The organism is Kitasatospora sp. NPDC049285, from assembly GCF_040678815.1.
GTDB lineage: Bacteria > Actinomycetota > Actinomycetes > Streptomycetales > Streptomycetaceae > Kitasatospora.
Map to the genome: position 1 here is coordinate 1 of NZ_JBFAQR010000061.1, position 23,368 is coordinate 23,368.

Below are 23,368 nucleotides of genomic sequence, written 5' to 3' on the forward strand. Positions count from 1 at the left end.
TGGAGGCGGCCCGGTACGCTTTCGGGCGTCAGTGGCCGGGGGTGGCCCCCGGGCTGGTCGGCCTGGCGGCGGTGCCGTCGGTGCTGGACTGACTCCCTCGCCCCGGATGGACCCCCGCATGCCCGAACGCCTGACGCCGCCCGCCCGTGGATCCGCCCGGGACCGGTGGGATCCCGGGGCGCGGTCGGGGTCGACGGTGCTGGCGGCGGGCGCGGTGCTGTGGGTGCCCGGGCCGCTGCGCAAGGACGGCAAGGGGCGGAAGAAGCCGCGGATCGCGCTGGTGCACCGGCCCAAGTACGACGACTGGAGCCTGCCGAAGGGGAAGTTGGATCCGGGGGAGGGCTGGCGGGCGGCGGCGCTGCGCGAGGTGCGCGAGGAGACCGGGATGAGCTGCGTGCTCGGTCCTGAGCTGCCGACCCAGCACTACCTGGCGCAGGGCCGGCCGAAGGAGGTCCGGTACTGGGCGGCGGTGCCGACCGGCGGGGCGTTCCGGCCGAACCGGGAGGTGGACCGGTTGGAGTGGCTGCCGCCGCGCAAGGCGCGTGAGCGGCTGACCCACCCGCGGGACGAGGTGCTGATCGACGCCCTGCTGGCGGTCCTGCTGGGCTGAGTGATCTGCCCGCGTTCCGGCCGTGACGCAACCGTTACTACCGACCTCAGTTTCCTGACATCCGTCCGAGGTTCACTCCCCGTTCATTTGCGACCGGCTGACGCGTCACCTGCCCTGCTTAACTTCGGGACTACCGGAGGGCCGTAAGGGCCCCGGACCACAGCAAATCCGGATCAGGTCTGATCCGGCATTGCCTCAGAAAGGGACACCCTGTGAACCGCTCCAAGGCCCTCGCCATCGGTGCCGTGGCGCTCGCCTCCACCCTGTCGCTCGCCGCCTGTGGTACGGACGACAACTCCAACAAGAGCTCGGGCGGCGCCTCGGGTTCGGCCAGCGCCGCCGCCATCGCGTGTGCCGACAAGGGTGGCCAGCTGCTGGGCGCCGGTTCGACCGCCCAGGGCCCCGCGATCGACGTCTGGAAGGCCGCTTACAGCGCCGCCTGCTCCAGCGCGACCCTGACCTACAGCGGCGGCGGTTCGGGTGCCGGTGTCACCCAGTTCAACCAGGGCAAGGTCGCCTTCGCGGGCTCCGACGCCGCCCTGAAGCAGTCCGAGATCGACAGCTCGAAGCAGGTCTGCACCGGCGGTCAGGGCATCGACCTGCCGATGGTCGGCGGCCTGATCTCGATCGTCTTCAACGTCCAGGGTGTCGACAAGCTCGTCCTCGACGGCCCGACCCTGGCGAAGATCTTCGACTCGCAGATCACCAAGTGGAACGACCCGGCGATCGCCGCCCTCAACGCGGGTGTCAACCTCCCCGCCGCGGACATCCAGGCCATCCACCGCTCGGACGACTCGGGCACCACCGCCAACCTGACCGCGTACCTCGCGAAGGCCGGCGCCGGTGCCTGGAAGTACCCGGCCGCCAAGACCTGGGCGGGCCAGGGCGGCCAGTCCGCGAACGGCTCCGCCGGTGTCGCGGCCCAGGTCAAGCAGGTCCCGAACTCGATCTCCTACGTCGAGCTCTCCTTCGCCCAGACCAACAAGCTGACCAGCGCCGCCATCAACACCGGCGCCTCCAAGCCGGTCGAGGCGACCGCGGCCAACGCCGCCACCACCCTGGCCAACGCCAAGGTCGTCGGCACCGGTGCGGACCTGGCGCTGAGCATCGACTACGCGACCAAGGACGAGGGCGCCTACCCGCTCACCCTGGTCACCTACGAGATCGTCTGCGACAAGGGCAACAAGGCCGACAGCCTGCCGGTCCTGAAGTCCTTCCTGCAGTACACCGTGAGCGACGCCGGCCAGCAGGCCATCGGCGCCACCGGCTACGTCCCGCTGCCGAAGGACCTGGCCGCCAAGGTGAAGACCCAGGTCGACGCCCTCGCCTGAGGCTGAGTGACGACCGGCCGGGCGGCCCCCACTGGAGGGGGGAGGGGCCGCTCGGCCGGACCATTCGTCCGTCTTTCCGTACCACCCACCAAGAACGTCCGGGGCACCGCCGCCATGGTGCCGCCCTCCGCGGGGCTGCACCGCCAGACCGGAGTAAACGATCATGACTTCTGCCACCCCCGCCGAGGCGCGGGGACGGACCCGCCGACGCCGAGGCGACAGCCGCCGCGGCGACGCCGTGTTCTTCAACTTCTCCCGGGGCTCGGGCATCCTGCTGCTGGTCATCATGGCCGCCATCGCGGGCTTCCTGGCCTACCGCTCGGTCATCGCCATCAGCAAGGACGAGGCCAACTTCTTCACCACCTTCGAGTGGCTGCCGGACGCCACCAAGCCGGTCTTCGGCATCGCGGTGCTGACCTTCGGCACCCTGGTGAGCGCGTTCATCGCGATGGTCATCGCGGTCCCGATCGCGGTCGGCATCGCGCTGTTCATCTCGCACTACGCGCCGCGCCGGATCGCCCAGCCGTTCGCCTACCTGGTCGACCTGCTGGCCGCCGTCCCCTCGATCGTCTACGGCCTGTGGGGCGTCCTCTTCCTGGTCCCGCACATGAACGGCCTGGCCAGCTGGATGGACCAGTACCTCGGCTGGACGTACATCTTCAGCCAGAGCAGCTCCGGCGTGCCGCCGCGCACCCTGTTCACCGTCGGCATCCTGCTGGCGATCATGGTGCTGCCGATCATCACCGCGGTCTCCCGCGAGGTGTTCCGGCAGGTCCCGCGGATGCACGAGGAGGCGGCGCTCGCGCTCGGCGCGACCCGCTGGGAGATGATCCGCACCGCGGTGCTGCCGTTCGGCCGCCCGGGCATCATCTCGGCCTCGATGCTGGGCCTGGGCCGCGCCCTCGGTGAGACCATCGCGGTCGCCACCGTGCTGTCCACCAACAGCAAGCTGTCGCTGCACCTGCTGGACCCGGGCGGCGGTACCTTCGCCCAGAACATCGCCCTGAAGTTCAACGAGGCCCAGCCGCTCGGCCGGGACGCCCTGATGGCCTCCGGTCTCGTCCTGTTCGTGATCACCCTGCTGGTGAACGGCGCGGCCCGCATGATCATCGCCCGCCGCAAGGAGTACTCGGGGGCCGCCGCGTGAGCGCCATCTCCACCGTCACCGACGCCACGCCGCCGCAGCTCAGCCACCGGCTGACCGCGGCCCGGCTGCCGCGCTGGGCGCCGGCCGCCGTCGCGGCCGTCTCGATCGCCCTCGGCTGCGCCATCGGCGCGCTGGGCGGCCTGAAGAGCCACCTGCAGTGGGGCCTGATCTCCGCGCTGCTCTTCCTGCTGATCGGCTACCTGGCCTCCGCCCAGGTCGAGGGCCGCCGCCAGGCCAAGGACCGCTTCGCCACCTCGCTGGTGTGGGTCGCGTTCATCTGCGCGGTCGTCCCGCTGGTGTCGCTGACCCTCTACACGGTCCAGCAGGGCATCAAGGCGATCAACATCAACTTCCTGACCCACTCGATGAAGGGCGTGGTCGCCACCACCACTCCGGACGGTGGCATCTACCACGCGATCATCGGCACCATCGAGCAGGTGCTGCTGGCGACCCTGATCGCCGCGCCGATCGGCCTGCTCACCGCCGTCTACCTGGTGGAGTACGGCCGCGGCCGGCTCGCCAAGGCGGTCACCTTCTTCGTCGACGTCATGACGGGCATCCCGTCCGTCGTGGCCGGCCTCTTCGTCCTGTCGCTCTGGAACATCGCCCTCGGGTTCGAGTACTCCGGCTTCTCCGGCAGCCTCGCGCTGGCGATCCTGATGATGCCGGTCGTGGTCCGCTCCACCGAGGAGATGCTCAAGCTCGTCCCGAACGAGCTCCGCGAAGCCTCGTACGCGCTCGGTGTGCCGAGGTGGAAGACGATCCTGCGGATCGTGCTCCCCACGGCCGTGGGTGGTATCACCACCGGTGTGATGCTGGCGGTCGCCCGCATCACCGGTGAGACCGCTCCCGTGTTGATGCTGGTGTTCGGCGCCGACTTCATCAACTCCGACCCGTTCAACGGACCGCAGCAGTCCCTGCCGCTGTACATCTGGCAGCAGTACTCGATGGTCAACAACGACTACGGCTACACGCGTGCCTGGGGTGCCGCGCTGGTGCTGATCGCCTTCGTGATGGGGCTCAACCTCATCGCGCGGGGCATCGCCCGCTGGCGTTCGCCCAAGGCCGGGCACTGACACCGACTGACGTACGAGAAGACACGGAAGAAGAGAAAGATCATGGCCAAGCGCATCGACGTCAGCGGACTGTCGGCCTACTACGGCTCCACCAAGGCCATCGAGGACATCTCGATGACCGTCGAGCCCCGCTCGGTGACCGCCTTCATCGGCCCCTCCGGCTGCGGCAAGTCCACCTTCCTGCGCACCCTGAACCGGATGCACGAGGTGATCCCCGGCGCCCGGGTCGAGGGCAAGGTGATGCTGGACGACGAGAACCTGTACGGCAGCAACGTCGACCCGGTGGCGGTCCGCCGCTCCGTCGGCATGGTGTTCCAGCGCCCCAACCCCTTCCCCACCATGTCGATCTACGACAACGTGGTGGCCGGCCTGAAGCTGGCCGGCGTGAAGAAGAAGTCCGTGCTGGACGGCGTGGTGGAGCGCTCGCTCCGCGGTGCCAACCTGTGGAACGAGGTCAAGGACCGGCTGAACAAGCCCGGCGCCGGCCTCTCCGGCGGTCAGCAGCAGCGTCTGTGCATCGCCCGCGCCACCGCGGTCGAGCCCGAGGTGCTGCTGATGGACGAGCCCTGCTCGGCCCTCGACCCGATCTCCACCCTCGCCATCGAGGACCTGATCGGTGAGCTGAAGGCGCAGTACACCATCGTGATCGTCACCCACAACATGCAGCAGGCGGCCCGCGTCTCCGACCGCACCGCCTTCTTCAACCTGGCGGGCGTCGGCCAGCCGGGCAAGCTGATCGAGCTGGACGACACCCAGCGGATCTTCTCCAACCCGTCGGTCCAGGCCACCGAGGACTACATCTCCGGCCGCTTCGGCTGATCGGACCGCCACCCAGGATCTGCTTCGCGGTGCTGCATGGCGGTGCCGCCGCGGAGCAACAGAAGGGCCCGCCCCCGTGCTGTGGGGGCGGGCCCTTCGCCTTCCCGCGTCCTACCCGGTGATCCCACCGGGTGCACCACCCGCTCGTTCCATCCGGGCTGACGCCGGGTCAGAGGAAGATCAGGTGGACGATTCCGTACATCCCGGCGGCCACCAGGGCGGCGGCCGGCATGGTGATGAACCAGCCGAGCACGATGTTCTTCGCGACACCCCAGCGCACCGCGCGGATCCGCTTGGTGGCGCCCACGCCCATGATCGCCGAGGTGATCACGTGGGTGGTGGAGATCGGGGCGGCGTAGACGAACGAGGTGACGTACATGACCGTCGAGGCGGTGGCCTCGGCGGCGAAGCCCTGCGGCGGGTCCAGCTCGATGATCTTGCGCCCCAGGGTGCGCATGATCCGCCAGCCGCCCGCGTAGGTGCCCAGCGACAGCATGGTCGCGCAGGAGAGCTTCACCCAGATCGGGATGTCGTTGCCGGTCTGGTGGCCGGAGATCACCAGCGCCATGACCACGATGCCCATGGTCTTCTGGGCGTCCTGCAGACCGTGCGCCAGCGCCATCGCGGCGGCCGAAGCGGTCTGCGCCACCCGGAAGTTGCGCTTGGCCTTGTGCGGGTTGGTCCGCCGGAAGATCCACAGGATCGCCAGCATCACCAGGAAACCGCCGGCCAGGCCGACGATCGGCGAGACGAACATCGGGATGATGATCTTGTCGATCACGCCGTGCCAGATCACCCCGGTGCCGGCCGCCAGCGCCGCGCCGACCAGGCCGCCGAACAGCGCGTGCGAGGACGAGGAGGGCAGGCCGAAGTACCAGGTGACCAGGTTCCACGCGATCGCGCCGACCAGGCCGGCGAACAGGATCGCCATCCCCTGCGAGCCGGACGGGGTCTCGATGATGCCCTTGGAGACGGTCTTGGCCACCCCGCTGCCGAGGAACGCGCCCGCCAGGTTCATCACCGCGGCCATCGCCAGCGCCGCCCGCGGGGTGAGCGCCCGGGTGGAGACCGAGGTGGCGATGGCGTTCGCCGAGTCGTGGAAGCCGTTGGTGTAGGTGAAGAAGAAAGCCACGCCGATGACGACGATCAGTGCTGCCATGTCCACGGAGGTCAGGACTCCTTGACCGCGATGGTCTCCACCGTGTTGGCCACGTGCTCGAACGCGTCGGCGGCCTCCTCCAGGACGTCGACCACCTGCTTCAGCTTCAGCACCTCGATCGCGTCGTACTGGCCGGAGAACAGGTGCGCCAGCAGCTTGCGGTGGATCTGGTCCGCCTGGTTCTCCAGCCGGTTGATCTCGATCCAGTACTCGGTCAGGTTGGACATCGACCGCAGGTGCGGCATCGCCTCCGCGGTCAGCTCGGCGGCCCGCGCCAGTACCTCGATCTGCTGCTCGATCCCCTTCGGGAGGGTCTCGATGTCGTACAGCACGACCAGGTCGACGGCCTCCTCCATGAAGTCCATGATGTCGTCCAGCGAGGACGCCAGCGCGTAGATGTCCTCGCGGTCGAACGGCGTGATGAACGAGGAGTTCAGCTGGTGGAAGATCGCATGGGTGGTGTCGTCCCCGGCGTGCTCGGCGGCGCGCATGCGCTCGACGATCTCCGCGCGGGTGGACACGTCTGATCCCAGCAGCTCGAGCAGGAGCTTCGATCCCACGACCAGGTTCTCCGCGGCGGCGGCGAACATGTCGTAGAAACTCGTCTCCTTCGGGGTCAGGCTAAAACGCACGGAGCTCTCCGATGTGCGGGGGCTGGACTGAACGATGCTAGGCGCACGCTGTTCGGGAAGAGGAAACGGGGTCTTGACGCGCCCTAAGTGTCGCCCACCGTGGGCCCGTTTGCGCCTGCCCTGCACGGGGATCTGTGACCTGACGCCCGGACGGCGGAACACCGGACCCCGGCGGCGTGTTGGAGAATGGGCCCGAGAAGCGAGGCCTGGAGGGCGGACCGGATGACCACCATCGACACCCCGAGCAGCGAGACGGCTCCGGCGTGCCACGGGGCGCAGGAACCCCAGGGACCGCACGGCTACAGCGCGGAGAAGGAGGCGCACCTCAAGCGGCTGCGCCGGATCGAGGGCCAGATCCGCGGCCTGCAGCGGATGGTCGACGAGGACGTCTACTGCATCGACATCCTCACCCAGGTGTCCGCCTCGACCAAGGCGCTGCAGTCCTTCGCCCTGTCCCTGCTGGAGGAGCACCTGCGGCACTGCGTGGCCGCCGCGGCGGAACAGGGCGGCGACGAACTCGACGACAAGGTGGCCGAGGCGACCGCGGCGATCGCCCGCCTGCTGCGCACCTGACCGGCCGGGCCCCGCACCTGACGGTCGGGGCCGCGGGACTGACGGATGGTCAGTCCGGCTGCTCGGGGCCGTCCTCGGGGGGCTCCGCCGGGCGGTGCTCCAGCAGCACCTGGTCGATCTGCTCGGCGGCCAGCCGGTCCGCGTCGCTCGCCGAGGCGGCGATCATCAGCTCGCCGGCCAGGTCGATCTCGTCCAGCGCGGTGCGGTCGTGGCCGCCGGTCTGGCTCTCCCCGGACGACATCTGCCCTCCACCCCTTCCCGCGCCCCGTCCGTCGCCGGGACACCGGCCCGGCCCGTCCAGCCTAGGCAGCGGTGAGCCGCGCCACATGGCACGGACGGGTCATCTCTGCCGCCCGAAACGGGTGGGCCGGGCCGCCCGCGGTCACTTCGGCGGGGCGGCCGCCTTCATCGAGTAGATCTCGGAGGCGGCGGGCTCGGCGGCCTCCACCGGCTTGCCGAAGTCGTGGAGGGTGAGCGTGGAGACCACCTTGACCTGGTCCTTCGGCGCCTTGGAACCGGCAACCCCGGCGAAGCCGAAGGTCTCCACCACCTTGTGCATCCGGCCCTGGGCGTCCAGCCACACCTCGAACGGCACCTCCTTGACCGTGAAGGTCTGCGCGGCCATCCGCAGGCCGTCCGCGCCGCGGCCGCCGGTCGCGTCGGCGGCCGCGGCGAGGTCCAGGGTGCCCTTGTAGTGCTTGAGCTCCACGCCTTCGACGGTCTCGGCGCCCACCAGCTCGGCGTGCTGCGCGCCGCGCAGCGCGCCGGCCGCGGTGGCCGGGTCGGTGGCGCCGCTGCTGACCAGGTTGCCGTCGGGGAGCTGGCGGACGTCCAGCTTGACCCACTTGCCCTCGGGGATCTTCGCGCCGGAGTTCTGCAGGTAGACGGTGCCGGGCAGGACCACCTCGGTGATCTTGCCGGTGGTGGCGGCGCCGGGCGGGACGTCCACCTCCAGGCGGCCGAGCCGCTTCACGTAGTCGTAGCCGCCGCTGCCGTTGAACACGGCCTTCTTGTCGGCGGACTCGGTGACCAGCTCGGTGACCGCGTGCGCCGAGCCGGTCCGGCCGGTGATGTCGGCGGTGGAGCGGACCGCGGTGAGCGGGTCGGCCGACAACTGGTCGGCGGAGCTCCCGCCGCCCTGCTGGGAGCCGGCCGAACAGGCGGTCAGCACGGCGGCGAGCAACGCCGCGGCGGCGGCCTGGTTGAGCTTCGTCACTTCTCCACTACCCCCTCGGGCCCCGGTGACCCGGCAAGCAGCTGCCCCGGATGGGCAGAGCTCTTGTCCGGCAAACGAGTTGGGGCCGCGGAGGTTACGGCGCCCGGTGGCCGGACGTGTTCACCGTCCGTTCCGCCGGGCGGGTTACCGTGAAGGAGTGGCAGACCAGCGGCCGGAGGCGAGCGACGCGGCGGCGTCGGCTCACCGGGCTGAAGTGGTGGAGCGCGGATCGTTCAGCTTCGCCGAGTGCAGCTGCGGTTGGTTCGCGCCCGGCCGCCGCTCGCGGGACAAGTCGCGGCGGGACGCCGCCGAGCACCTGGCCGAGCATCGGCCGGGCTGACCCCTCCTCCGTCCGACGGGCCGTCAGGCGGCCAGGTCGGAGTCCCGGTTCGAGTCGCCGCGCCGGCGCAGCGGGCTGCCGGAGGACCGGGCGGTGCGCCGGGCGGCCCGGCCGACGGGGCGTCGGCCCTCGGCGGGGGCGGCGGCGACCAGCAGCGGGCGCAGCGCGGTGCGGCCGGCCGCGTGGCAGAGCGGGACCAGCACGGCCATCGCGATCGGGGCGAGCAGCAACACCACGGCGGTGGCCAGCGCGTAGCCGCCGAGCACGTCGGTCGGGTAGTGCACGCCGACGAACAGCCGGCAGAAGCCCTGCAGCACGGCGAGCGCGCCGGCCGCGACGCCGAGCCGGCGGTCGACCAGCAGCAGGGCGACGGCGACCGCCATCGACATCGCCGAGTGGTCGCTGACGAAGGACAGGGTGCCCTCCTTGCCGCCCACCAGGACGTCCAGCTCGGGGTGGTCGACGAACGGGCGGGGCCGCGAGACGATCGCGGAGACCGGGAGGTTGGCGAGTTCGGTGAGCGCGACGCCGAGCGGCGCCCAGAGCACCGCGGCGATCGCGGTGGGCGCGTCCGGCCGGCGGCGGGCGGTCAGCCAGGCGGCCAGCCAGAGCGCGGTCAGGCCGAGCAGGACGCCGTACTCGCCGGTCCAGGCGAGCAGCGAGTCCAGCCAGGGCGGCGCCTCGGCGGCGAGGCCGTTGACGGCCTTCAGCAGCCCGAAGTCGGGGTCGCTCGGGTCGGCGAGCAGCACGGGCACGCCGCACCTCCCTGTCGGTGTCCGCGAGTGTCCCGGTGAGTGTGCTTCCGGGTGCGGACGACCGGCAGCCAGCTCAGACAACTCCATCAGCGGCTTCGAGGTTTCCGATGAAACGCGCTGTTATGGAAACTTGACTGACCGTCCACCCCGCATGCACATGCCGAGCCGACGGTTCGTCAGGCCTTCGCCGGTGCTTGACTCGAGGTGATGGTGCCGTCGTTCAGGTTCCGGGTCGGCAGCGCGGCGGCGCCGTCCGGGGTGACCCGGGTCGCGCCGATGTAGTCCTTCTGGTCGATGGTGTCGTAGCGGACCTTGGCGCCGGTGTGCGGGGCGTCGATCATGTAGCCGCCGCCGACGTAGATGCCGACGTGGTGGATGGTGCGCGGGTCCTCCAGGTCGTTGGCGAAGAACACCAGGTCCCCGGGCCGGAGTTGGTCGCGGGCCGGGTGCTGGCCGGCGTACCACTGGTCGTTGGCCACCCGGGGCAGCTCGATGCCCACCGACTCGTACGCCGCCTGGGTCAGGCCGGAGCAGTCGAACCGCCCGCTCTCCCAGGCCTGCCCGGTGCCGCCCCACAGGTAGTCGGTGCCGAGCTTGCTCTGCGCGAAGTAGATCGCCCCCGCGGCCTGCTTGGACAGCGCCGGCTGCGCGCCCGCGCTCACCGGGGCGGTGAAGGACTTGGCCAGCGACTGGATGGAGCGCACGTACCCCTGGGTCTCGCGGTACGGGGGGACGCCGTTGTTGCTTATCACCGCGTACGGGCCGGCGTTGTAGGCGGCCAGCATGTTGGCCTGCCGGTCGCCCGGCACCTTGGCGACGTCCCGGGCCAGCGCGCAGTCGTAGGTCGCCGCGGAGGCGATCGCGTCGGAGGCGTTCCAGATGTCCTGCCGGCCGTCGCCGTCCCCGTCGGTGCCGTAGACGGCCCAGGTGCCCTCGAGGAACTGGGCCATCCCGTAGGCCTTCGCCGGGCTCTTCGCCGTCGGGTCGAATCCGCTCTCCTGGTACAGCTGCGCGGCGAGCATCGGCGGCGAGATCTCCGGGCAGAGTTTCCCCCACCGCTCGATCAGCGGCCGATAGGACGCGGGCACCGTTCCGCCGGACAGCGCGAGGTCGTTGGAGGCGCGTCCGGGAATCCCACTGGCCGCATACGTCCCGACCGTCACCACGCCGACGAAGCCGAGCGAGACGACCGTTGCCGCGGCGGCCGCGAGCCGAGCCTTGCGGAGTACCATCAGCACCATCCCGACGGGGCGTCAGCGGCCGTGTCCTGTTGCGTTATTGCCCGGTCCAATCATCACAGATACCAACGGACCGCAGTATCCTCGAACCACCGGACATCCTGGCTCAGATGACCGGGGCGCCACGAGCGATCCGCGAGAAACGGCCAAGTCGACGCCAGATCTGGCCAAGAATGGGACCTGCCCCTTCGCTCGACCGTGGTCCGGGGCCTTGAATTTTCCTGAGCGGGCGGTGAGATGGGATGAACCTGAGCGTGGACAGCAAGGTGATCGGGTACCTGGCGGAGGATCCGCCGAAGAAAGCCAACATCGACACCATCATCGGCGGCATCGCGCCGGACTGGGGCCCGTTCGCCTCGCTCGGCTCCTCGGCCCGCGTGATGGTCCAGGTCGTGATGGCCGTCGCCATCCTGGTCTGCCTCGCCCTCGCCATCTGGGGCGCCGCCAAGCAGCGGATCGGCGCCACCGCCATGCGTGACACCTTCAGCGCCGAACAGGGCAAGGGACTGATCATCGCCGGGCTGACCGGCGTGTTCATCATCGGTTCGCTCGGAACCCTGTTCACCATTGTCTACGGCATGGCGATCTGACGATCGGACAACTCCCGTAGCCTCCGCAGGCGTCCCGCCAGCCGCACGCCCGGACGCCTCCCACCACCACGCCGCCAGACCGTGAACCCTCCCCCCGGCCATCGGGCGGGGGGACCCCCTCGCCACCGCGCGCCCCGCGCGGTGGCGCCGCACCAGGAGGGCCGCCGTGCCGTTGTCCGACGACCAGCCGCACACCCGTACGCGGCTACCGGTCGCCGAACAGACCCCCGCCGCGGGCGGGCGGCAGGCCCGGCCCCTGCGGACCCTGCTCACCGTCATCGCCGTGGTCACCCTGCTGGTCGTCGCCATCGCCGTCGCCAACCGGAACAAGCCCGACCCGGTGCGGGGCGGCGGCGCCGCGTCCGGCGACCACGCCACCCCAAGCGCCCCCGCCGCCGACCGCACCGCCGCGAGCGGCCAGCAGCCCGTCACCACCACCGCGAACGGCATCGCCACCGGCTACCCCCACACCGACCAGGGGGCGCAGTCGGCCGCCGCCAACTACGCCGTCGCGCTCGGCTCCGCCGACATGTTCCGCACCGACACCCGCCACACCATCCTCACCACCCTCGCCGACCCCACCGCCCTCCCCACCCTCCAGTCCCGCCTGGACCAGGCGTTCTCGGCGGAGACGGTGGCCCGGTTCGGCCTGGACGCGCAGGGCCACCCCCCGAAGGGGCAGACCTTCGTCAGCCGGATCGTCCCGGTCGGCAGCCGGACCACCAACGGCGCCGACACCGCCACCAAGGTCGAGGTCTGGTGCACCGGGCTGTACGGGCTGGCCGGTGACGCCTCCACCAACCCGGTCACCCAGGACTGGTACACGCTCACCGTCACCATGCGCTGGACCGGCAGCGACTGGAAGCTCACCGACTACTCCCGCGCCGCGGGCCCCGCCCCCCTCCCGGGCGACCAGCAGGCGGCCACCGCGAAAGAGATCGCCGATGCCGTCCAGCAGTTCGGAGGGTTCCGCTATGCCCGCTGATGCGTCCAGACTCCGGTTCCTGCGCCGGGCCGGAGCGCTCGGCACCGCGCTGAGCGGTCTTCAACTCACCGCGCTGCTGGCCGCGCAGCGGGTCTTCGCCGCGCCGTCGCCGAGCCCGAGTCCCAGTCCGAGCGTCTCCAAGTGCGCGGGCCAGGACGCGACCGTCCTCGGCGCGGACAAGCTCTGCGCTCCCCCCGGTACCACCGTCATCCCCGGGGGGGATTCGGTGGGGTCGGTGGCGGATCCTTTGGGGTCGTTGGCCAAGGGGTGTGCGACGGCGGCGGCTTGGGTGGTGCGGAAGCTTTCGGGGGCGATCGACGGGACGACGCAGGTGGACTTCACCAATGCGGCGTTCCTGCAGCAGTACGCGGTGGTGTTCGCGGTGTCGACGGTGGTCACGTTGGTGCTGTGGCTGCTGGCGGTGACGAAGCGGGCGGTGCGAGGGGCGCCGTTGGGGCAGGCGTTCGGCGAGGCGGTCGGGTTCCTGTGGTTGACGGTGATCGCCTCGGCGTTCACGCCGTTGATCCTGTACACGGTGGTGAGCGTCACCGACGGGCTGACCGAGGCGATCTCGGTCGGGACGAAGTCGGACACCGGGACGTACCTGGGCGCGTTCGCGGACACCCTGGAGAAGGGGAGCCTGGGCGGCGGGCCGCTGATCCTGATCATCGTGTCGCTGGTGGCGGTGCTGGCCGCGGCGGTGCTGTGGATCGAGCTGGTGATCCGGGCGGCGATGCTGTACGTCGGGGCGCTGCTGGGGACGGCGGTGTACGCGGGGCTGGTGGACAAGCAGCTGTGGAAGCACGTGCGCCGGTGGGCGGCGATGATGCTGGCGGTGGACCTGGCGAAGCCGATCATCGTGATCATCCTGGGGCTGGCGAGCGCGGTGGCGACGGGGGCGGGGGCGGACGACGACTTCGCGCGGGTGCTGAGCGGGTTGGCGATCCTGTTCCTGTCGATCTTCGCGAGCGCGACGGTGTACCGGTTCGTGCCGGGCTTCGGGGACGAGCTGATGGCGATGCGGCGGGCCCGGTCGAGTGCGGTGCAGGCCGGCAGCGCGATGATCAACGGTCCGGCGAACTTCGTGAAGCAGGGCATCTCGACGCACGGCTCGCGCGGTGGCGCGCAGACCGCGAACGCCTCGCCGGGGGCGGGCGGCGGCGGGGTGGCGCCGGGGATCGCGGCCCACGCGGCGCGTCCGGCGAACTCCGGTCGGGCGGCGGGGCCGCCCGCGCAGGCTCCGGCCCAGGCTCCGGTCAACAACCCGAAGGGAGGGTGACGGGTAGATGAGCAGCGATCAGCTCGGCCAGTACGGTGCCCAGTACGCCCAGCCGTACGTCCATCAGCGCCGCAGTTACCTGATCGGCAAGGCGCGGCCGAACGCGCCGATCGGGCGCAACCGGGAGACCGGCGAGATCGTGCTGATCATCGCGGGTGCGGGCCTCGGCATGCTGTGGGGGCTGGCCCTGCCGATCCTGCCGCTGCGGATCGCCGGACTGGTGGGCTTCCCGCTGCTGGCGATCATGGCGGTGTACGTGCCGTACCGGCGGCGGACGTTCTACAAGTGGGTGGAGATCAACCGGACCTTCCGGCGGACGGTGCGCAGCGGCCGGGCGGTGTGGCGGCCGGACGTGCACGAGGCCGGGACCAGGCTGGACGGGCGCGAGGTGGAGGTCGGGCCGCCGCCGGGGGTGGGGCGGCTGCGCTGGCTGACCGCGCCGTTCGGGCCGGACGAGGTCGCGGTGCTGATGCACCTGGAGCGGCGTACGGTGACCGCGGCGATCGAGATCGAGGGCCCGGGCGTGGGCCTGCGCGACTCGGAGGACCAGGAGGCGCTGGTCGACCGGTTCGGCACGCTGCTGAAGCACGTCGCCAACGGGGACGGCTTCGTGACGCGGCTGCAGATCCTGGCCCGGACGCTGCCGGCCGACCCGGACGCGCACGCCAAGGACGTGGAGCGGCGCGGTGACCACCACGCGCCGCGCTGGCTGCAGGACAGCTACGACCAGTTGCAGTCGATGGTGTCGACCTCCTCGGAGCAGCACCGGGCGTACCTGGTGGCGTGCATGCACTACACCCGGGACCTGGCGTCCGAGGCGCACGCGATGGGGCGCACCGCGTACGGGTCGCGGGAGGCGCGGGCGGACCGGGACGACGTCGGTCTGGCCACCGTGATGGCCCGTGAGCTGACGGACATCTGCGCCCGGTTGGCGGAGGCGGACATCCGGGTGCGGCAGCCGCTGGGGCAGGCCAGGCTGGCGTCGCTGATCCACTCGATGTACGACCCGGACCACCCGATCGACCACCTCCAGGCGATGAGCCGGCGCAACGCCTGGCCGGCCGAACTGGACGCCACCCACCCGCAGTTCCTGCAGGCGAAGACCCGGGAGGCGGAGACCCGCGACCCGTGGTGCCACGCCACCGCGTGGATCAAGGAGTGGCCGCTGACCCCGGTCGGGGTGAACTTCCTGGCGCCGCTGCTGGTGCACACCCCGGACGTGATCCGGACGGTGGCGGTGACGATGGACCTGGAGCCGACCGACGTGGCGATCGAGCGGATGCTCACCGAGAAGACCAACGACGAGGCGGAGGCCAGCCGGGCGGCGAAGATGAACCGCACGGTGGACCCGCGCGACCTGGCGCACACCGGCCGGGTGGACCAGCGCGGCGACGACCTGGCGTCCGGCGCGGCCGGGGTGAACCTGGTCGGCTACCTGACGGTCTCCTCGCGCAATCCGGAGGCGCTGGCCCGGGACAAGCGGACCATCCGGGCGTCGGCGGGCAAGAGCTACCTGAAGCTGGAGTGGTGCGACCGCGAGCACCACCGGGCGTTCGCCAACACCCTGCCGTTCGCCACCGGCATCCGCCGCTGACGCCGCTGATCCCCGGAGGCCCGTCGATGCTCGGCAAGCTCACCGATTCCTTCACCAGCACCCTGTTCGGCCGGGTGGAGACCACCCGGTTGCCGGTGCGCACCTCCAGCGGGCAGGCGCAGGCGGTCTACCTGCCGACCGCGGCGCCGGGCCTGGGCGACTCCGGGGTGATCATCGGCCGCGAGGTGTACAGCGGCAAGGGCTACGTCTACGACCCGTTCCAGCTGTACGGCCAGCAGCTGCCGGCCCCGCACTGGTTGGTGCTGGGGGAGTCCGGCAACGGCAAGTCGGCGCTGGAGAAGACGTACGTGCTGCGGCAGTTGAGGTTCCGCGACCGGCAGGTCGTGGTGCTGGACGCGCAGGGCGAGGACGGCGTCGGCGAGTGGAACCTGATCGCGAACGCGCTGGGCATAAAGTCGATCCGGCTGGACCCGATGGCGGCCCGGGACGGCGGGGTGAAGCTCAACCCGCTGGACCCGGCGATCACCACCACCGGGCAGCTGTCGCTGCTGCGCACCATCATCGAGGTGGCGATGGGCCGCCCGCTGGAGGAGCGGGCCGGCTTCGCGCTGAAGGCCGCGCACGCGTACGTGCACGGCACGGTGAAGGACCGTCAGCCGGTGCTGAACGACATCATCGACACGCTGCGCAGCCCCGACCTGTCGGCGGTGGAGTCGCTGGGCGTGGAGGTCGGCGAGGTGCAGTCCTGGGGCCTGGACGTGGCGCTGGTGCTGGACCGGCTGGTCGACGGCGACCTGCGCGGGATGTTCGACGGCCCGACCACGGCCGGCATCGACCTGGACGCGCCGCTGATCGTCTTCGACCTCTCGCACATCGACCGCAACTCGATCGCGATGCCGATCCTGATGGCGATCGTCGGGGTGTGGCTGGAGCACACCTGGCTGCGGCCGGACCGGGTGAAGCGGATCTTCCTGGTCGAGGAGGCCTGGCACATCATCAACAGCCCGTTCGTGGCGCAGCTGTTCCAGCGGCTGCTGAAGTTCGGGCGCCGGCTGGGCCTGTCGTTCGTGGCGGTGGTGCACCACCTGTCGGACGTGGTGGACGGGGCGGCGGCGAAGGAGGCGTCGGCGATCCTGAAGATGGCCTCCACCCGCACCATCTACATGCAGAAGGCCGAGGAGGCGAGGTCCACCGGCCGGGTGCTGGGCCTGCCGCGCTGGGCGGTGGAGATCATCCCGACGCTGTCGCCGGGCATCGCGGTGTGGGACGTCAACGGCAACGTGCAGGTGGTCAAGCACATCATCACCGAGACCGAGCGCCCGCTGGTGTACACCGACCGCGCGATGACCGAGGACGCGGTCGCCGAGCGGGAGCGGGCCGACCAGCAACTGGCCGCCCAGCCGAGGATCTGACGGGCCGTCGGAGAGGCGTCCGTCAGCCGGTGGACGCCCGTCCTTTACCCCGGAGTTCCTGACAGCTACGCGCGTTGACCCTAAGCTGCCTCCAGACAACGCCAGGCCGCCTTCTGCCGCGGCCCCCGACGGTGCAGGGGACAGCCATGCCCATTTCCGGTTCCACCGGCCGCCGCAGGACCGCGCTCGCGGTCGCCGCTGCCGCCGCCCTGTTCGGCACGATGGCCCTCCCGGCCACCGCCGAGGCGCACGGCCACGGCCACGACAAGCCGGCCTACGAGGACCTCCAGCTCCTCGCCATCAACGACCTGCACGGCAACCTGGAGCCCCCGGCCGGCTCCTCCGGCAACATCAACGAGATCGACCCGGCCACCGGCAAGACCGTCGCCACCCCGGCCGGCGGCGTCGAGTACCTGGCCACCGCGCTGCGCCAGGCCCGCGAGGGCCACCGCAACAGCGTCACGGTGGCGGCCGGCGACATCATCGGCGCCAGCCCGCTGATCTCCGGCCTGTTCCACGACGAGCCGACCATCGAGGCGATGAACAAGATCGGCCTCGACGTCAGCTCGGTGGGCAACCACGAGTTCGACGAGGGCTCGGCCGAGCTGCTGCGCATGCAGAAGGGCGGCTGCCACCCGGTCGACGGCTGCTACGAGGAGGGCCGCGAGTTCGAGGGCGCCGACTTCCGCTACCTGTCGGCCAACGTGACCAGCGAGAAGACCGGCAAGCCGCTGCTCAAGCCGTACTGGGTGAAGAACGTCCACGGCGTGAAGGTCGGCTTCATCGGCGTGACCCTGGAGGGCACCCCGAACATCGTCACCGCCGAGGGCGTCAAGGGCCTCAAGTTCGCCAACGAGGTCGAGACGATCAACAAGTACACCGCCGAGCTGAAGCACCAGGGCGTCAACTCGGTGGTCGCGCTGATCCACGAGGGCGGCTACCCGGCCAGCAACGTCTACAACTACGACTGCGGCGCGGGCGGCTCCGGCATCTCCGGCCCGATCGTGGACATCGCCAAGCGGATCGACCCCGCGGTCGGCGCGATCGTCACCGGCCACACCCACAACGCCTACGCGTGCATGATCCCGGACCCGAACGGCGTCCCGCGCTCGGTCACCAGTGCCGCCTCCTTCGGCCGGCTCTACACCGAGATCGACCTCAAGCTGGACAAGCACAACGGCACCATCGTCCGCCCGTCGGTCACCGCCGCCAACCACGTGGTGCGCCGCACCGTGGACAAGGCCCCGGACATGACCCAGCTGATCGACCACTACCGCACGCTCTCCGCGCCGATCGCCAACCGCGCGGTCGGCTACATCTCCGCCGACATCAACGGCCGCGGCTCCACCGCGCTGGAGAAGCCGCTCGGCGACGTCATCGCCGACGCCCAGCTGGCCGGCCTGGCCCCGGCCGACAAGGGCGGCGCGCAGGTCGCCTTCATGAACCCCGGCGGCATCCGCTCCGACCTGGTCTTCAAGGCCAGCGGCAGTGAGGGCGACGGCGTGGTGACCTACGGCGAGGCGTTCACCGTCCAGCCGTTCACCAACATGATGCAGGTCAAGACGCTCACCGGCGCCCAGCTGGTGCAGCTGCTCCAGCAGCAGGTCAGCGGCCTCAACGACGCCGCCCCGAAGATCCTGCAGCCCTCCGCCAACCTGGCCTACACGCTCGACATGAGCAAGACCGGCGCGGCCCGCGTGGTCGTCGACTCGATCAAGCTGAACGGCGCCGCGATCGACCCGGCCGCCTCCTACCGGGTCGCCGCCAACGAGTTCCTGGCGGGCGGCGGCGACGGCTTCCCGGCCTTCGCCGCGGGCACGAACAAGCTGGTCGGCGCCTCCGACCTGGACCTGTTCACCGCCTACCTCGGCAGCCACAGCTCGGTCACCAGCCCGCTGACCGTCCCGGCCCAGACCCGGATCAAGGTCCTCGGCAACGGCACCGACGTCGACTGACGCACCGTCACCACCCGGAGGGCGGGGCGCCGCACGGCGCCCCGCCCTCCGGCGTCCCCGGCCTCACTTCACTGCACGGCGCCCGGCTGCCCCGGCAGCACCAGGACCGCCTGGGCGCCCGGGCCGCCGTCGGTGGCCGGGCCGAGCGAGACCTGGCCGCCGGAGTCCTGGACGGTCTGCGCCACGATCGACAACCCCAGCCCGGAGCCCGGCAGCTGACGGGACGACGGGGAGCGCCAGAACCGGTCGAAGACGTACGGCAGCTCCTCCGCCGGGATGCCCGGGCCGTGGTCCCGCACCGTCAGCCGGCCGTGCCGCAGCGACACCTCGATGGTGCCGGCCGGCGGCGAGTACTTCACCGCGTTGTCCAGCAGGTTGATCACCGCCCGCTCCAGCGCCGCCGGGTCGCCGTGCACGTACCAGGGACGCACGTCGGTGGCGAAGACCAGGCCCGGGCCGCGCAGCCGTCCGCGCTCCAGCGCCCGCTCCACCGTCTCGTGGAACGGCACCACGGTGCGCACCGCCTCCGGGTTCGGGGTGTCCGGCCGGGACAGCTGCAGCAGGTCGCCGATCAGCACCGTCAGCTCCTGCATCTGCGCCTTCATGTTGCCCAGCATCCGGGCCCTGGTCTCCGGCGGCAGCGCCCGGCCCTGCGCGTCGGAGCGGATCAGCAGGTCGACGTTGGTGCGCAGCGAGGTCAGCGGGGTGCGCAGCTCGTGCCCGGCGTCGGCGATCAGCCGGGTCTGCCGCTCGCGCGAGTTCGCCAGCGCGGTCGACATCGAGTTGAACGAGGTCGACAGCCGGGCGATCTCGTCGCTCCCGTGCACCGGGATCGTGGTGCCGACCTCCTCCGTCCGCGCGATGTGCTCCACCGCGTCGGTCAGCTGGTCGACCGGCTTGAGCGCCGACCGCGCCACCACCCGCCCGGCCACCCCCGCCCCGATCACCCCGAGCCCGGCGACACCGGCCATCAGCAGCGCGAGGCTGTTGAGCGAGTTCTGCATTCCGCCGGTGGGCAGCGCGGTGAGCAGCACGGCGGTCTGCTCGACGCCCTGCACCCGCACCGTGGTGTTGGTCTGGCGCACCAGGGCCGAGTCGCCGTTCAGGTAGCTGCCGTCGCGGTAGGCCACGTGCTTGCTGTCGGTGCTCGGCGGAAGGTCGCTCGCCACCACGTTGATGCCCCGGCTGGCGTCGCCGAGGAAGCAGACGGTGCCGTCGTTCAGCAGGATCTGGAAGTCGTACTTCTGTGGGCCGAAACGGTCGCCGAAGGCCCCGGCGGGCACGGTGGCCAGGGCCCCGGCGGTGGTGCTGCCGCAGTACAGTGCGGGGTTGCGGGCGGGCCCGAGCGGACCCGTCCTGGGCGCCTGGTCGAGGCTGTCGTGCACCTCCTGGTAGAGCTTCTCGCGTACCAGCAGCCAACTGGCGATCGACACCACCGCGATGGCGACGGCGACGGCGGCGGCGGTGAGCATGGCCAGCCGGCTGCGCAGCGATCGGCTGCGGAACCAGCCGGTGAGCCGGCGCAGGAGCTTCACGCCGCCGCGCCGGTCGCGGTGCGCAGCGCGTAGCCGACGCCGCGGACGGTCTGGATGATGCGGGGCATGCCGCCCTGCTCGGTCTTGCGGCGCAGGTACATCACGTAGACGTCGAGGGAGTTGGAGGACGGCTCGAAGTCGAAGCCCCAGACCGCCTTGAGGATCTGCTCGCGGGTCAGCACCTGGCGCGGGTGGGCGAGGAACATCTCCAGCAGCATGAACTCGGTGCGGGTGAGTTCGATCGGCTTGCCCGCCCGGGTGACCTCGCGGGTGGCGGTGTTCATCCGCAGGTCGGCGAAGGCCAGCACCTCGCCGCCGTCCTCGTCGGCGGCGGTGCGCGCGGCGGCCTCGGTGGCCAGCGCGTTGCGGCGCAGCAGGGCGCGGACCCGGGCGAGCAGCTCGTCGAGCTCGAAGGGCTTGGCGAGGTAGTCGTCGGCGCCGACGTCCAGGCCGGTGACCCGGTCGCCGACCGCGTCGCGGGCGGTGAGCATCAGCACCGGGACGGAGTCGCCGCGCGAGCGCATCCGGCGGACCGCGGTGAGGCCGTCCATCCGCGGCATCATGATGTCCAGCAGCACCAGGTCGGGGTGCTCGCGCTCGACCGCGGTGAGGGCCTCGAAGCCGTCGGTGGCGGTGGTGACCTGGTAGCCCTCGAAGGCGAGGCTGGATTCCAGAGCGTCGCGCAGTGCGGGCTCGTCGTCGACCACGAGGACGCGGGCGCCGGCGCCCTGGGCCTCGGCGGGAGTGCGGTCGTCGGCGGGGGGAGTCATCGGCGCGGGCCCTTTCTGAGTCCGGTGCGGTCGAGGCCATTCTCCGTCCGGCGGACGGATTCGGCGGGGTACTGCGGGGCTTGCCGTGCCTACAGGGTCCTGCCGGCCTGCATCTGCGGGAGCACCTGCTTGACGGAGTCGATCGGGATGGCGAAGCCGAGGCCGACGCTGCCGGCGTCGGAGCTGCCGGTGGAGGTGGAGCCGCTGGCCGAGTACATCGCCGAGTTGAGGCCGATCACCTGGCCGGAGGCGTTGATCAGCGGGCCGCCGGAGTTGCCGGGGTTGAGCGCGGCGTCGGTCTGCAGCGCCTGGTAGGTGGCGGTGTCGGAGCCGGACGCGGTGCCGGAGCCGCGGCTGCCGGGCAGGTTGGGGAAGCCGAAGCCGCCGTTGCCGCTGGTGGTGCCCTCGTCCACCTGGACGGAGACCTTGCGGTCCTTGGCGGAGATGATCCCGGAGGTGACGGTGCCGGTCAGGCCCTCCGGGTTGCCGATGGCCACCACCGAGTCGCCGACCGCGACCGCGGAGGAGGAGCCGAGCACGGCGGGGGTGAGGCCGCTGACCCCGGAGGCGGTGATCACGGCGGTGTCCAGGGACTTGTCGGTGCCGGTCACGGTGGCCGACGCGGTCTTTCCGTTCTGGAAGGCCACGGTCATCTGACCGCCCGTCACCGCGCCTGCGATGACGTGGTAGTTGGTGAGGATCTGGCCGTCCGCGGTGAGGACCACGCCGGTGCCGGTCGCGGTGCCGGAGGAGGTCTTCACGGTGATCTGCACGACGGACGGGGAGAGCGCGGCGGCGATCGCCGAGACGTTGGCGGTTCCGTCGGAGTTGGCCGACACCGGGCGCACCAGGGTGCTGGAGGCGCTGCTGGAGCCGCTCTTGGCCTCGGCGAGCACGCCGCCGGTGACGCCGCCGAGCAGCGCGGCCGCGGCGGCCACGGTGGTGACCAGGGCGAGGCGGCTCTTCAGCAGGGTGCGGCGGCCGCGGTGGCCGGTGGGGGGCTGCTCGGAGGCGCCGGGCGGCTGCTCCGCGGCGGACGCCGGGTCGGCGAAGGCCGCGGGGAGGGCGCCGGCCGGTTCGGGCGCGGGCGGCAGGTACGGGTGGACGGGCGGCTGCGGCGGGGGCCAGCCCGCGCCGCCGTCCTGGTGGGCTTCGTGGGTGCTGCGGTGCTGGTCGCTCATGACGACCAAGTTCCGCCCGCTTCATGAACGTGCGATGAGAGGGCGGTATGAGCTCTCCGAGAAGCCTGTCAGGTTCTCATAAAGCCTGGTCAGGCCGGAGACGGCGGGCCGTCTCCGGTGCAGCCGCAGGAACGCCGCACGACCAGCCGGGACGGGAACTGGCGGACCCGTTCGGTGTCGCTGCCGGGCACCATCAGCGAGTCGTCCAGCACCAGGTCGACGGCGGCCCGGGCCATCGCGTCCCGGTCGGAGGCGACGGTGGTCAGCGGCGGGTCGGCGAAGGCCGCCTCGGGGATGTCGTCGAAGCCGGCCACCGCGAGGTCGTGCCCGACCCGCAGGCCCAGCTCGCGGGCGGCCCGCAGCACGCCGATCGCCTGGTCGTCGGTGGAGCAGAAGATGGCCGGCGGGCGCCGGTCGGAGGAGAGCAGCTCCAGGGCGACCTGGTAGGCGCCGTAGCGGTGGAACGGGGCGTCCACCAGGTGCGGCTCGGTCGGCAGGCCGTGCGCGGACATCGCGAGCTCCCAGCCGGCCACGTGGTCGATCACCGGGTCGCCGGGGGCGGGCGACTCCACCGGGCCGCCGAAGCAGACCACGTACGGGTGCCCGTGCACCTCCAGCAGGTGACGGACCGCCAGCTCGGAGCCGCCCACGTCGTCGGTGACCACCGCGACGTCGTCGATCGCCTCGGGGCGGCGGTGCAGCAGCACCACCTTGGCGCCCTCCATGGCGGCGAACTCCTCGGCGGCGCGCTGCGAGGGGCCCTGGCTGACCAGGATCAGGCCGGAGACCCGCATGCCCAGGAAGGCGCGGACGTAGTGCACCTCGCGGTCGTCCACGTAGTCGGAGTTGCCGATCAGCACGAGCTTGCCGCGCTCGGAGGCGGCACGTTCCACGGCGTGCGCCATCTCGGCGAAGAACGGCTGCCGGGCGTCCGGGACGACCATGCCGACCAGGTTGGTGCGCCGCGAGGCCATCGCCTGGGCGACGCTGTTCGGCCGGTAGCCGAGCTGCTCGATCGCGGCCAGCACTTTTTCCCGGGTGGCCGGGGCGACCGGCCGGGGTCCGTTGTTGATCACATAGCTGACGACCGCGGTCGAGGTCCCAGCCAGTCGGGCTACATCGTCGCGCGTCACCTTGGCCACGGAGGGAGTCTACGCGGGTGGCCTGACGCTCGGAGCGGGGGTGACACCCCGGGTGGTGCGGCAATTCG

23 protein-coding genes are annotated in these 23,368 nt (G+C 71.3%); 13 read left to right on the top strand and 10 right to left on the bottom strand.

Annotation, left to right across the window (positions count from 1 at the left end):
- Nucleotides 1-118: 118 nt before the first annotated feature.
- The 5 genes from AB0K51_RS28535 (at nt 119) to pstB (ending at nt 4,983) form a co-directional block, all read left to right on the top strand.
- Complete coding sequence (locus AB0K51_RS28535) at nt 119-610, top strand: NUDIX hydrolase (RefSeq protein WP_363460036.1); 492 nt, start codon at nt 119-121, stop codon at nt 608-610.
- 212 nt (nt 611-822) lie between these two features.
- Nucleotides 823-1,941 (top strand): phosphate ABC transporter substrate-binding protein PstS, encoded by a 1,119-nt coding sequence (gene pstS, locus AB0K51_RS28540; RefSeq protein ID WP_363460037.1) that lies wholly within the window; start codon nt 823-825, stop codon nt 1,939-1,941.
- Between the two features lie 163 nt (nt 1,942-2,104).
- Nucleotides 2,105-3,088: a phosphate ABC transporter permease subunit PstC gene (gene pstC, locus AB0K51_RS28545; RefSeq protein WP_363460038.1), complete on the top strand. Its 984-nt coding sequence runs from the start codon at nt 2,105-2,107 to the stop codon at nt 3,086-3,088.
- Between the two features lie 5 nt (nt 3,089-3,093).
- A complete protein-coding gene (pstA, locus tag AB0K51_RS28550; RefSeq protein WP_363460090.1) occupies nt 3,094-4,164 on the top strand; it encodes a phosphate ABC transporter permease PstA in 1,071 nt (356 codons plus the stop codon).
- 42 nt (nt 4,165-4,206) lie between these two features.
- The gene (pstB, locus tag AB0K51_RS28555) at nt 4,207-4,983 is read left to right on the top strand and encodes a phosphate ABC transporter ATP-binding protein PstB (protein WP_363460039.1); all 777 of its coding nucleotides are present in this window, start codon (nt 4,207-4,209) and stop codon (nt 4,981-4,983) included.
- A 169-nt stretch (nt 4,984-5,152) separates the two neighbouring features.
- Here the strand turns inward: pstB and AB0K51_RS28560 are convergent, their stop codons facing one another.
- Together AB0K51_RS28560 and AB0K51_RS28565 are read right to left on the bottom strand one after the other, a co-directional pair.
- Complete coding sequence (locus tag AB0K51_RS28560; protein ID WP_363460040.1) at nt 5,153-6,148, bottom strand: inorganic phosphate transporter; 996 nt, start codon at nt 6,146-6,148, stop codon at nt 5,153-5,155.
- A 5-nt stretch (nt 6,149-6,153) separates the two neighbouring features.
- Complete coding sequence (locus tag AB0K51_RS28565; RefSeq protein ID WP_363460041.1) at nt 6,154-6,774, bottom strand: DUF47 family protein; 621 nt, start codon at nt 6,772-6,774, stop codon at nt 6,154-6,156.
- A 222-nt stretch (nt 6,775-6,996) separates the two neighbouring features.
- Here AB0K51_RS28565 and AB0K51_RS28570 point away from each other — a divergent pair, with 222 nt between their 5' ends.
- Nucleotides 6,997-7,347: a metal-sensitive transcriptional regulator gene (locus AB0K51_RS28570; protein ID WP_363460042.1), complete on the top strand. Its 351-nt coding sequence runs from the start codon at nt 6,997-6,999 to the stop codon at nt 7,345-7,347.
- 49 nt (nt 7,348-7,396) lie between these two features.
- Here the strand turns inward: AB0K51_RS28570 and AB0K51_RS28575 are convergent, their stop codons facing one another.
- Nucleotides 7,397-7,588, bottom strand: coding sequence for a hypothetical protein (locus AB0K51_RS28575; protein WP_363460043.1), 192 nt, complete (start codon nt 7,586-7,588; stop codon nt 7,397-7,399).
- Nucleotides 7,589-7,729: 141 nt separating this feature from the next.
- Nucleotides 7,730-8,563, bottom strand: a complete 834-nt coding sequence (locus AB0K51_RS28580; RefSeq protein ID WP_363460044.1) for a hypothetical protein — start codon at nt 8,561-8,563, stop codon at nt 7,730-7,732.
- 157 nt (nt 8,564-8,720) lie between these two features.
- On the opposite strand from AB0K51_RS28580, the gene AB0K51_RS28585 reads away from it, so the two are divergent.
- Entirely contained in the window at nt 8,721-8,903 is a 183-nt protein-coding gene (locus AB0K51_RS28585) for a hypothetical protein (protein ID WP_363460096.1), read from the top strand.
- Nucleotides 8,904-8,926: 23 nt separating this feature from the next.
- Here the strand turns inward: AB0K51_RS28585 and AB0K51_RS28590 are convergent, their stop codons facing one another.
- Both AB0K51_RS28590 and AB0K51_RS28595 read right to left on the bottom strand, forming a co-directional pair.
- Nucleotides 8,927-9,658 carry a phosphatase PAP2 family protein gene (locus AB0K51_RS28590; protein WP_363460045.1) on the bottom strand — a complete coding sequence of 244 codons (732 nt, stop codon included), beginning with the start codon at nt 9,656-9,658 and terminating at the stop codon, nt 8,927-8,929.
- Nucleotides 9,659-9,834: 176 nt separating this feature from the next.
- Nucleotides 9,835-10,890, bottom strand: coding sequence for a bifunctional lytic transglycosylase/C40 family peptidase (locus tag AB0K51_RS28595; RefSeq protein ID WP_363460046.1), 1,056 nt, complete (start codon nt 10,888-10,890; stop codon nt 9,835-9,837).
- 248 nt (nt 10,891-11,138) lie between these two features.
- On the opposite strand from AB0K51_RS28595, the gene AB0K51_RS28600 reads away from it, so the two are divergent.
- The 6 genes from AB0K51_RS28600 (at nt 11,139) to AB0K51_RS28625 (ending at nt 18,672) form a co-directional block, all read left to right on the top strand.
- Nucleotides 11,139-11,486 (top strand): hypothetical protein, encoded by a 348-nt coding sequence (locus AB0K51_RS28600; protein WP_363460047.1) that lies wholly within the window; start codon nt 11,139-11,141, stop codon nt 11,484-11,486.
- Nucleotides 11,487-11,652: 166 nt separating this feature from the next.
- Nucleotides 11,653-12,471 (top strand): hypothetical protein, encoded by an 819-nt coding sequence (locus tag AB0K51_RS28605; protein WP_363460048.1) that lies wholly within the window; start codon nt 11,653-11,655, stop codon nt 12,469-12,471.
- The gene (locus AB0K51_RS28610; protein ID WP_363460049.1) at nt 12,461-13,750 is read left to right on the top strand and encodes a hypothetical protein; all 1,290 of its coding nucleotides are present in this window, start codon (nt 12,461-12,463) and stop codon (nt 13,748-13,750) included. The genes AB0K51_RS28605 and AB0K51_RS28610 overlap by 11 nt, the downstream gene beginning before the upstream one ends.
- A 7-nt stretch (nt 13,751-13,757) precedes the next feature.
- A complete protein-coding gene (locus AB0K51_RS28615) occupies nt 13,758-15,344 on the top strand; it encodes an SCO6880 family protein (RefSeq protein ID WP_363460050.1) in 1,587 nt (528 codons plus the stop codon).
- 26 nt (nt 15,345-15,370) lie between these two features.
- Entirely contained in the window at nt 15,371-16,717 is a 1,347-nt protein-coding gene (locus AB0K51_RS28620; protein WP_363460051.1) for an ATP-binding protein, read from the top strand.
- Between the two features lie 221 nt (nt 16,718-16,938).
- Nucleotides 16,939-18,672, top strand: coding sequence for a bifunctional metallophosphatase/5'-nucleotidase (locus AB0K51_RS28625; protein WP_363460092.1), 1,734 nt, complete (start codon nt 16,939-16,941; stop codon nt 18,670-18,672).
- Between the two features lie 68 nt (nt 18,673-18,740).
- Here AB0K51_RS28625 and AB0K51_RS28630 read toward each other — a convergent pair whose 3' ends face one another.
- The 4 genes from AB0K51_RS28630 to AB0K51_RS28645 all read right to left on the bottom strand — a co-directional run bounded on the left by AB0K51_RS28630 (nt 18,741) and on the right by AB0K51_RS28645 (nt 23,300).
- Nucleotides 18,741-20,207, bottom strand: coding sequence for a HAMP domain-containing sensor histidine kinase (locus tag AB0K51_RS28630; protein WP_363460052.1), 1,467 nt, complete (start codon nt 20,205-20,207; stop codon nt 18,741-18,743).
- The gene (locus tag AB0K51_RS28635) at nt 20,204-20,977 is read right to left on the bottom strand and encodes a response regulator transcription factor (RefSeq protein ID WP_363460053.1); all 774 of its coding nucleotides are present in this window, start codon (nt 20,975-20,977) and stop codon (nt 20,204-20,206) included. The genes AB0K51_RS28630 and AB0K51_RS28635 overlap by 4 nt, the downstream gene beginning before the upstream one ends.
- An 89-nt stretch (nt 20,978-21,066) precedes the next feature.
- A complete protein-coding gene (locus AB0K51_RS28640) occupies nt 21,067-22,158 on the bottom strand; it encodes a trypsin-like peptidase domain-containing protein (RefSeq protein ID WP_363460054.1) in 1,092 nt (363 codons plus the stop codon).
- Nucleotides 22,159-22,247: 89 nt separating this feature from the next.
- On the bottom strand, nt 22,248-23,300 hold the full coding sequence (locus AB0K51_RS28645; protein WP_363460055.1) for a LacI family DNA-binding transcriptional regulator: 1,053 nt from the start codon (nt 23,298-23,300) through the stop codon (nt 22,248-22,250).
- Between the last annotated feature and the right edge of the window lie 68 nt (nt 23,301-23,368).

Coding starts and splice junctions, on each gene's coding strand:
- AB0K51_RS28640 (WP_363460054.1), bottom strand. CDS start 22,158: ATGAGCGACCAGCACCGCAGCACCCACGAAGCCCACCAGGACGGCGGC.
- AB0K51_RS28595 (WP_363460046.1), bottom strand. CDS start 10,890: ATGGTACTCCGCAAGGCTCGGCTCGCGGCCGCCGCGGCAACGGTCGTC.
- pstC (WP_363460038.1), top strand. CDS start 2,105: ATGACTTCTGCCACCCCCGCCGAGGCGCGGGGACGGACCCGCCGACGC.
- AB0K51_RS28635 (WP_363460053.1), bottom strand. CDS start 20,977: ATGACTCCCCCCGCCGACGACCGCACTCCCGCCGAGGCCCAGGGCGCC.
- AB0K51_RS28570 (WP_363460042.1), top strand. CDS start 6,997: ATGACCACCATCGACACCCCGAGCAGCGAGACGGCTCCGGCGTGCCAC.
- AB0K51_RS28610 (WP_363460049.1), top strand. CDS start 12,461: ATGCCCGCTGATGCGTCCAGACTCCGGTTCCTGCGCCGGGCCGGAGCG.
- AB0K51_RS28600 (WP_363460047.1), top strand. CDS start 11,139: ATGAACCTGAGCGTGGACAGCAAGGTGATCGGGTACCTGGCGGAGGAT.
- AB0K51_RS28615 (WP_363460050.1), top strand. CDS start 13,758: ATGAGCAGCGATCAGCTCGGCCAGTACGGTGCCCAGTACGCCCAGCCG.
- pstB (WP_363460039.1), top strand. CDS start 4,207: ATGGCCAAGCGCATCGACGTCAGCGGACTGTCGGCCTACTACGGCTCC.
- AB0K51_RS28620 (WP_363460051.1), top strand. CDS start 15,371: ATGCTCGGCAAGCTCACCGATTCCTTCACCAGCACCCTGTTCGGCCGG.
- AB0K51_RS28625 (WP_363460092.1), top strand. CDS start 16,939: ATGGCCCTCCCGGCCACCGCCGAGGCGCACGGCCACGGCCACGACAAG.
- AB0K51_RS28575 (WP_363460043.1), bottom strand. CDS start 7,588: ATGTCGTCCGGGGAGAGCCAGACCGGCGGCCACGACCGCACCGCGCTG.
- AB0K51_RS28535 (WP_363460036.1), top strand. CDS start 119: ATGCCCGAACGCCTGACGCCGCCCGCCCGTGGATCCGCCCGGGACCGG.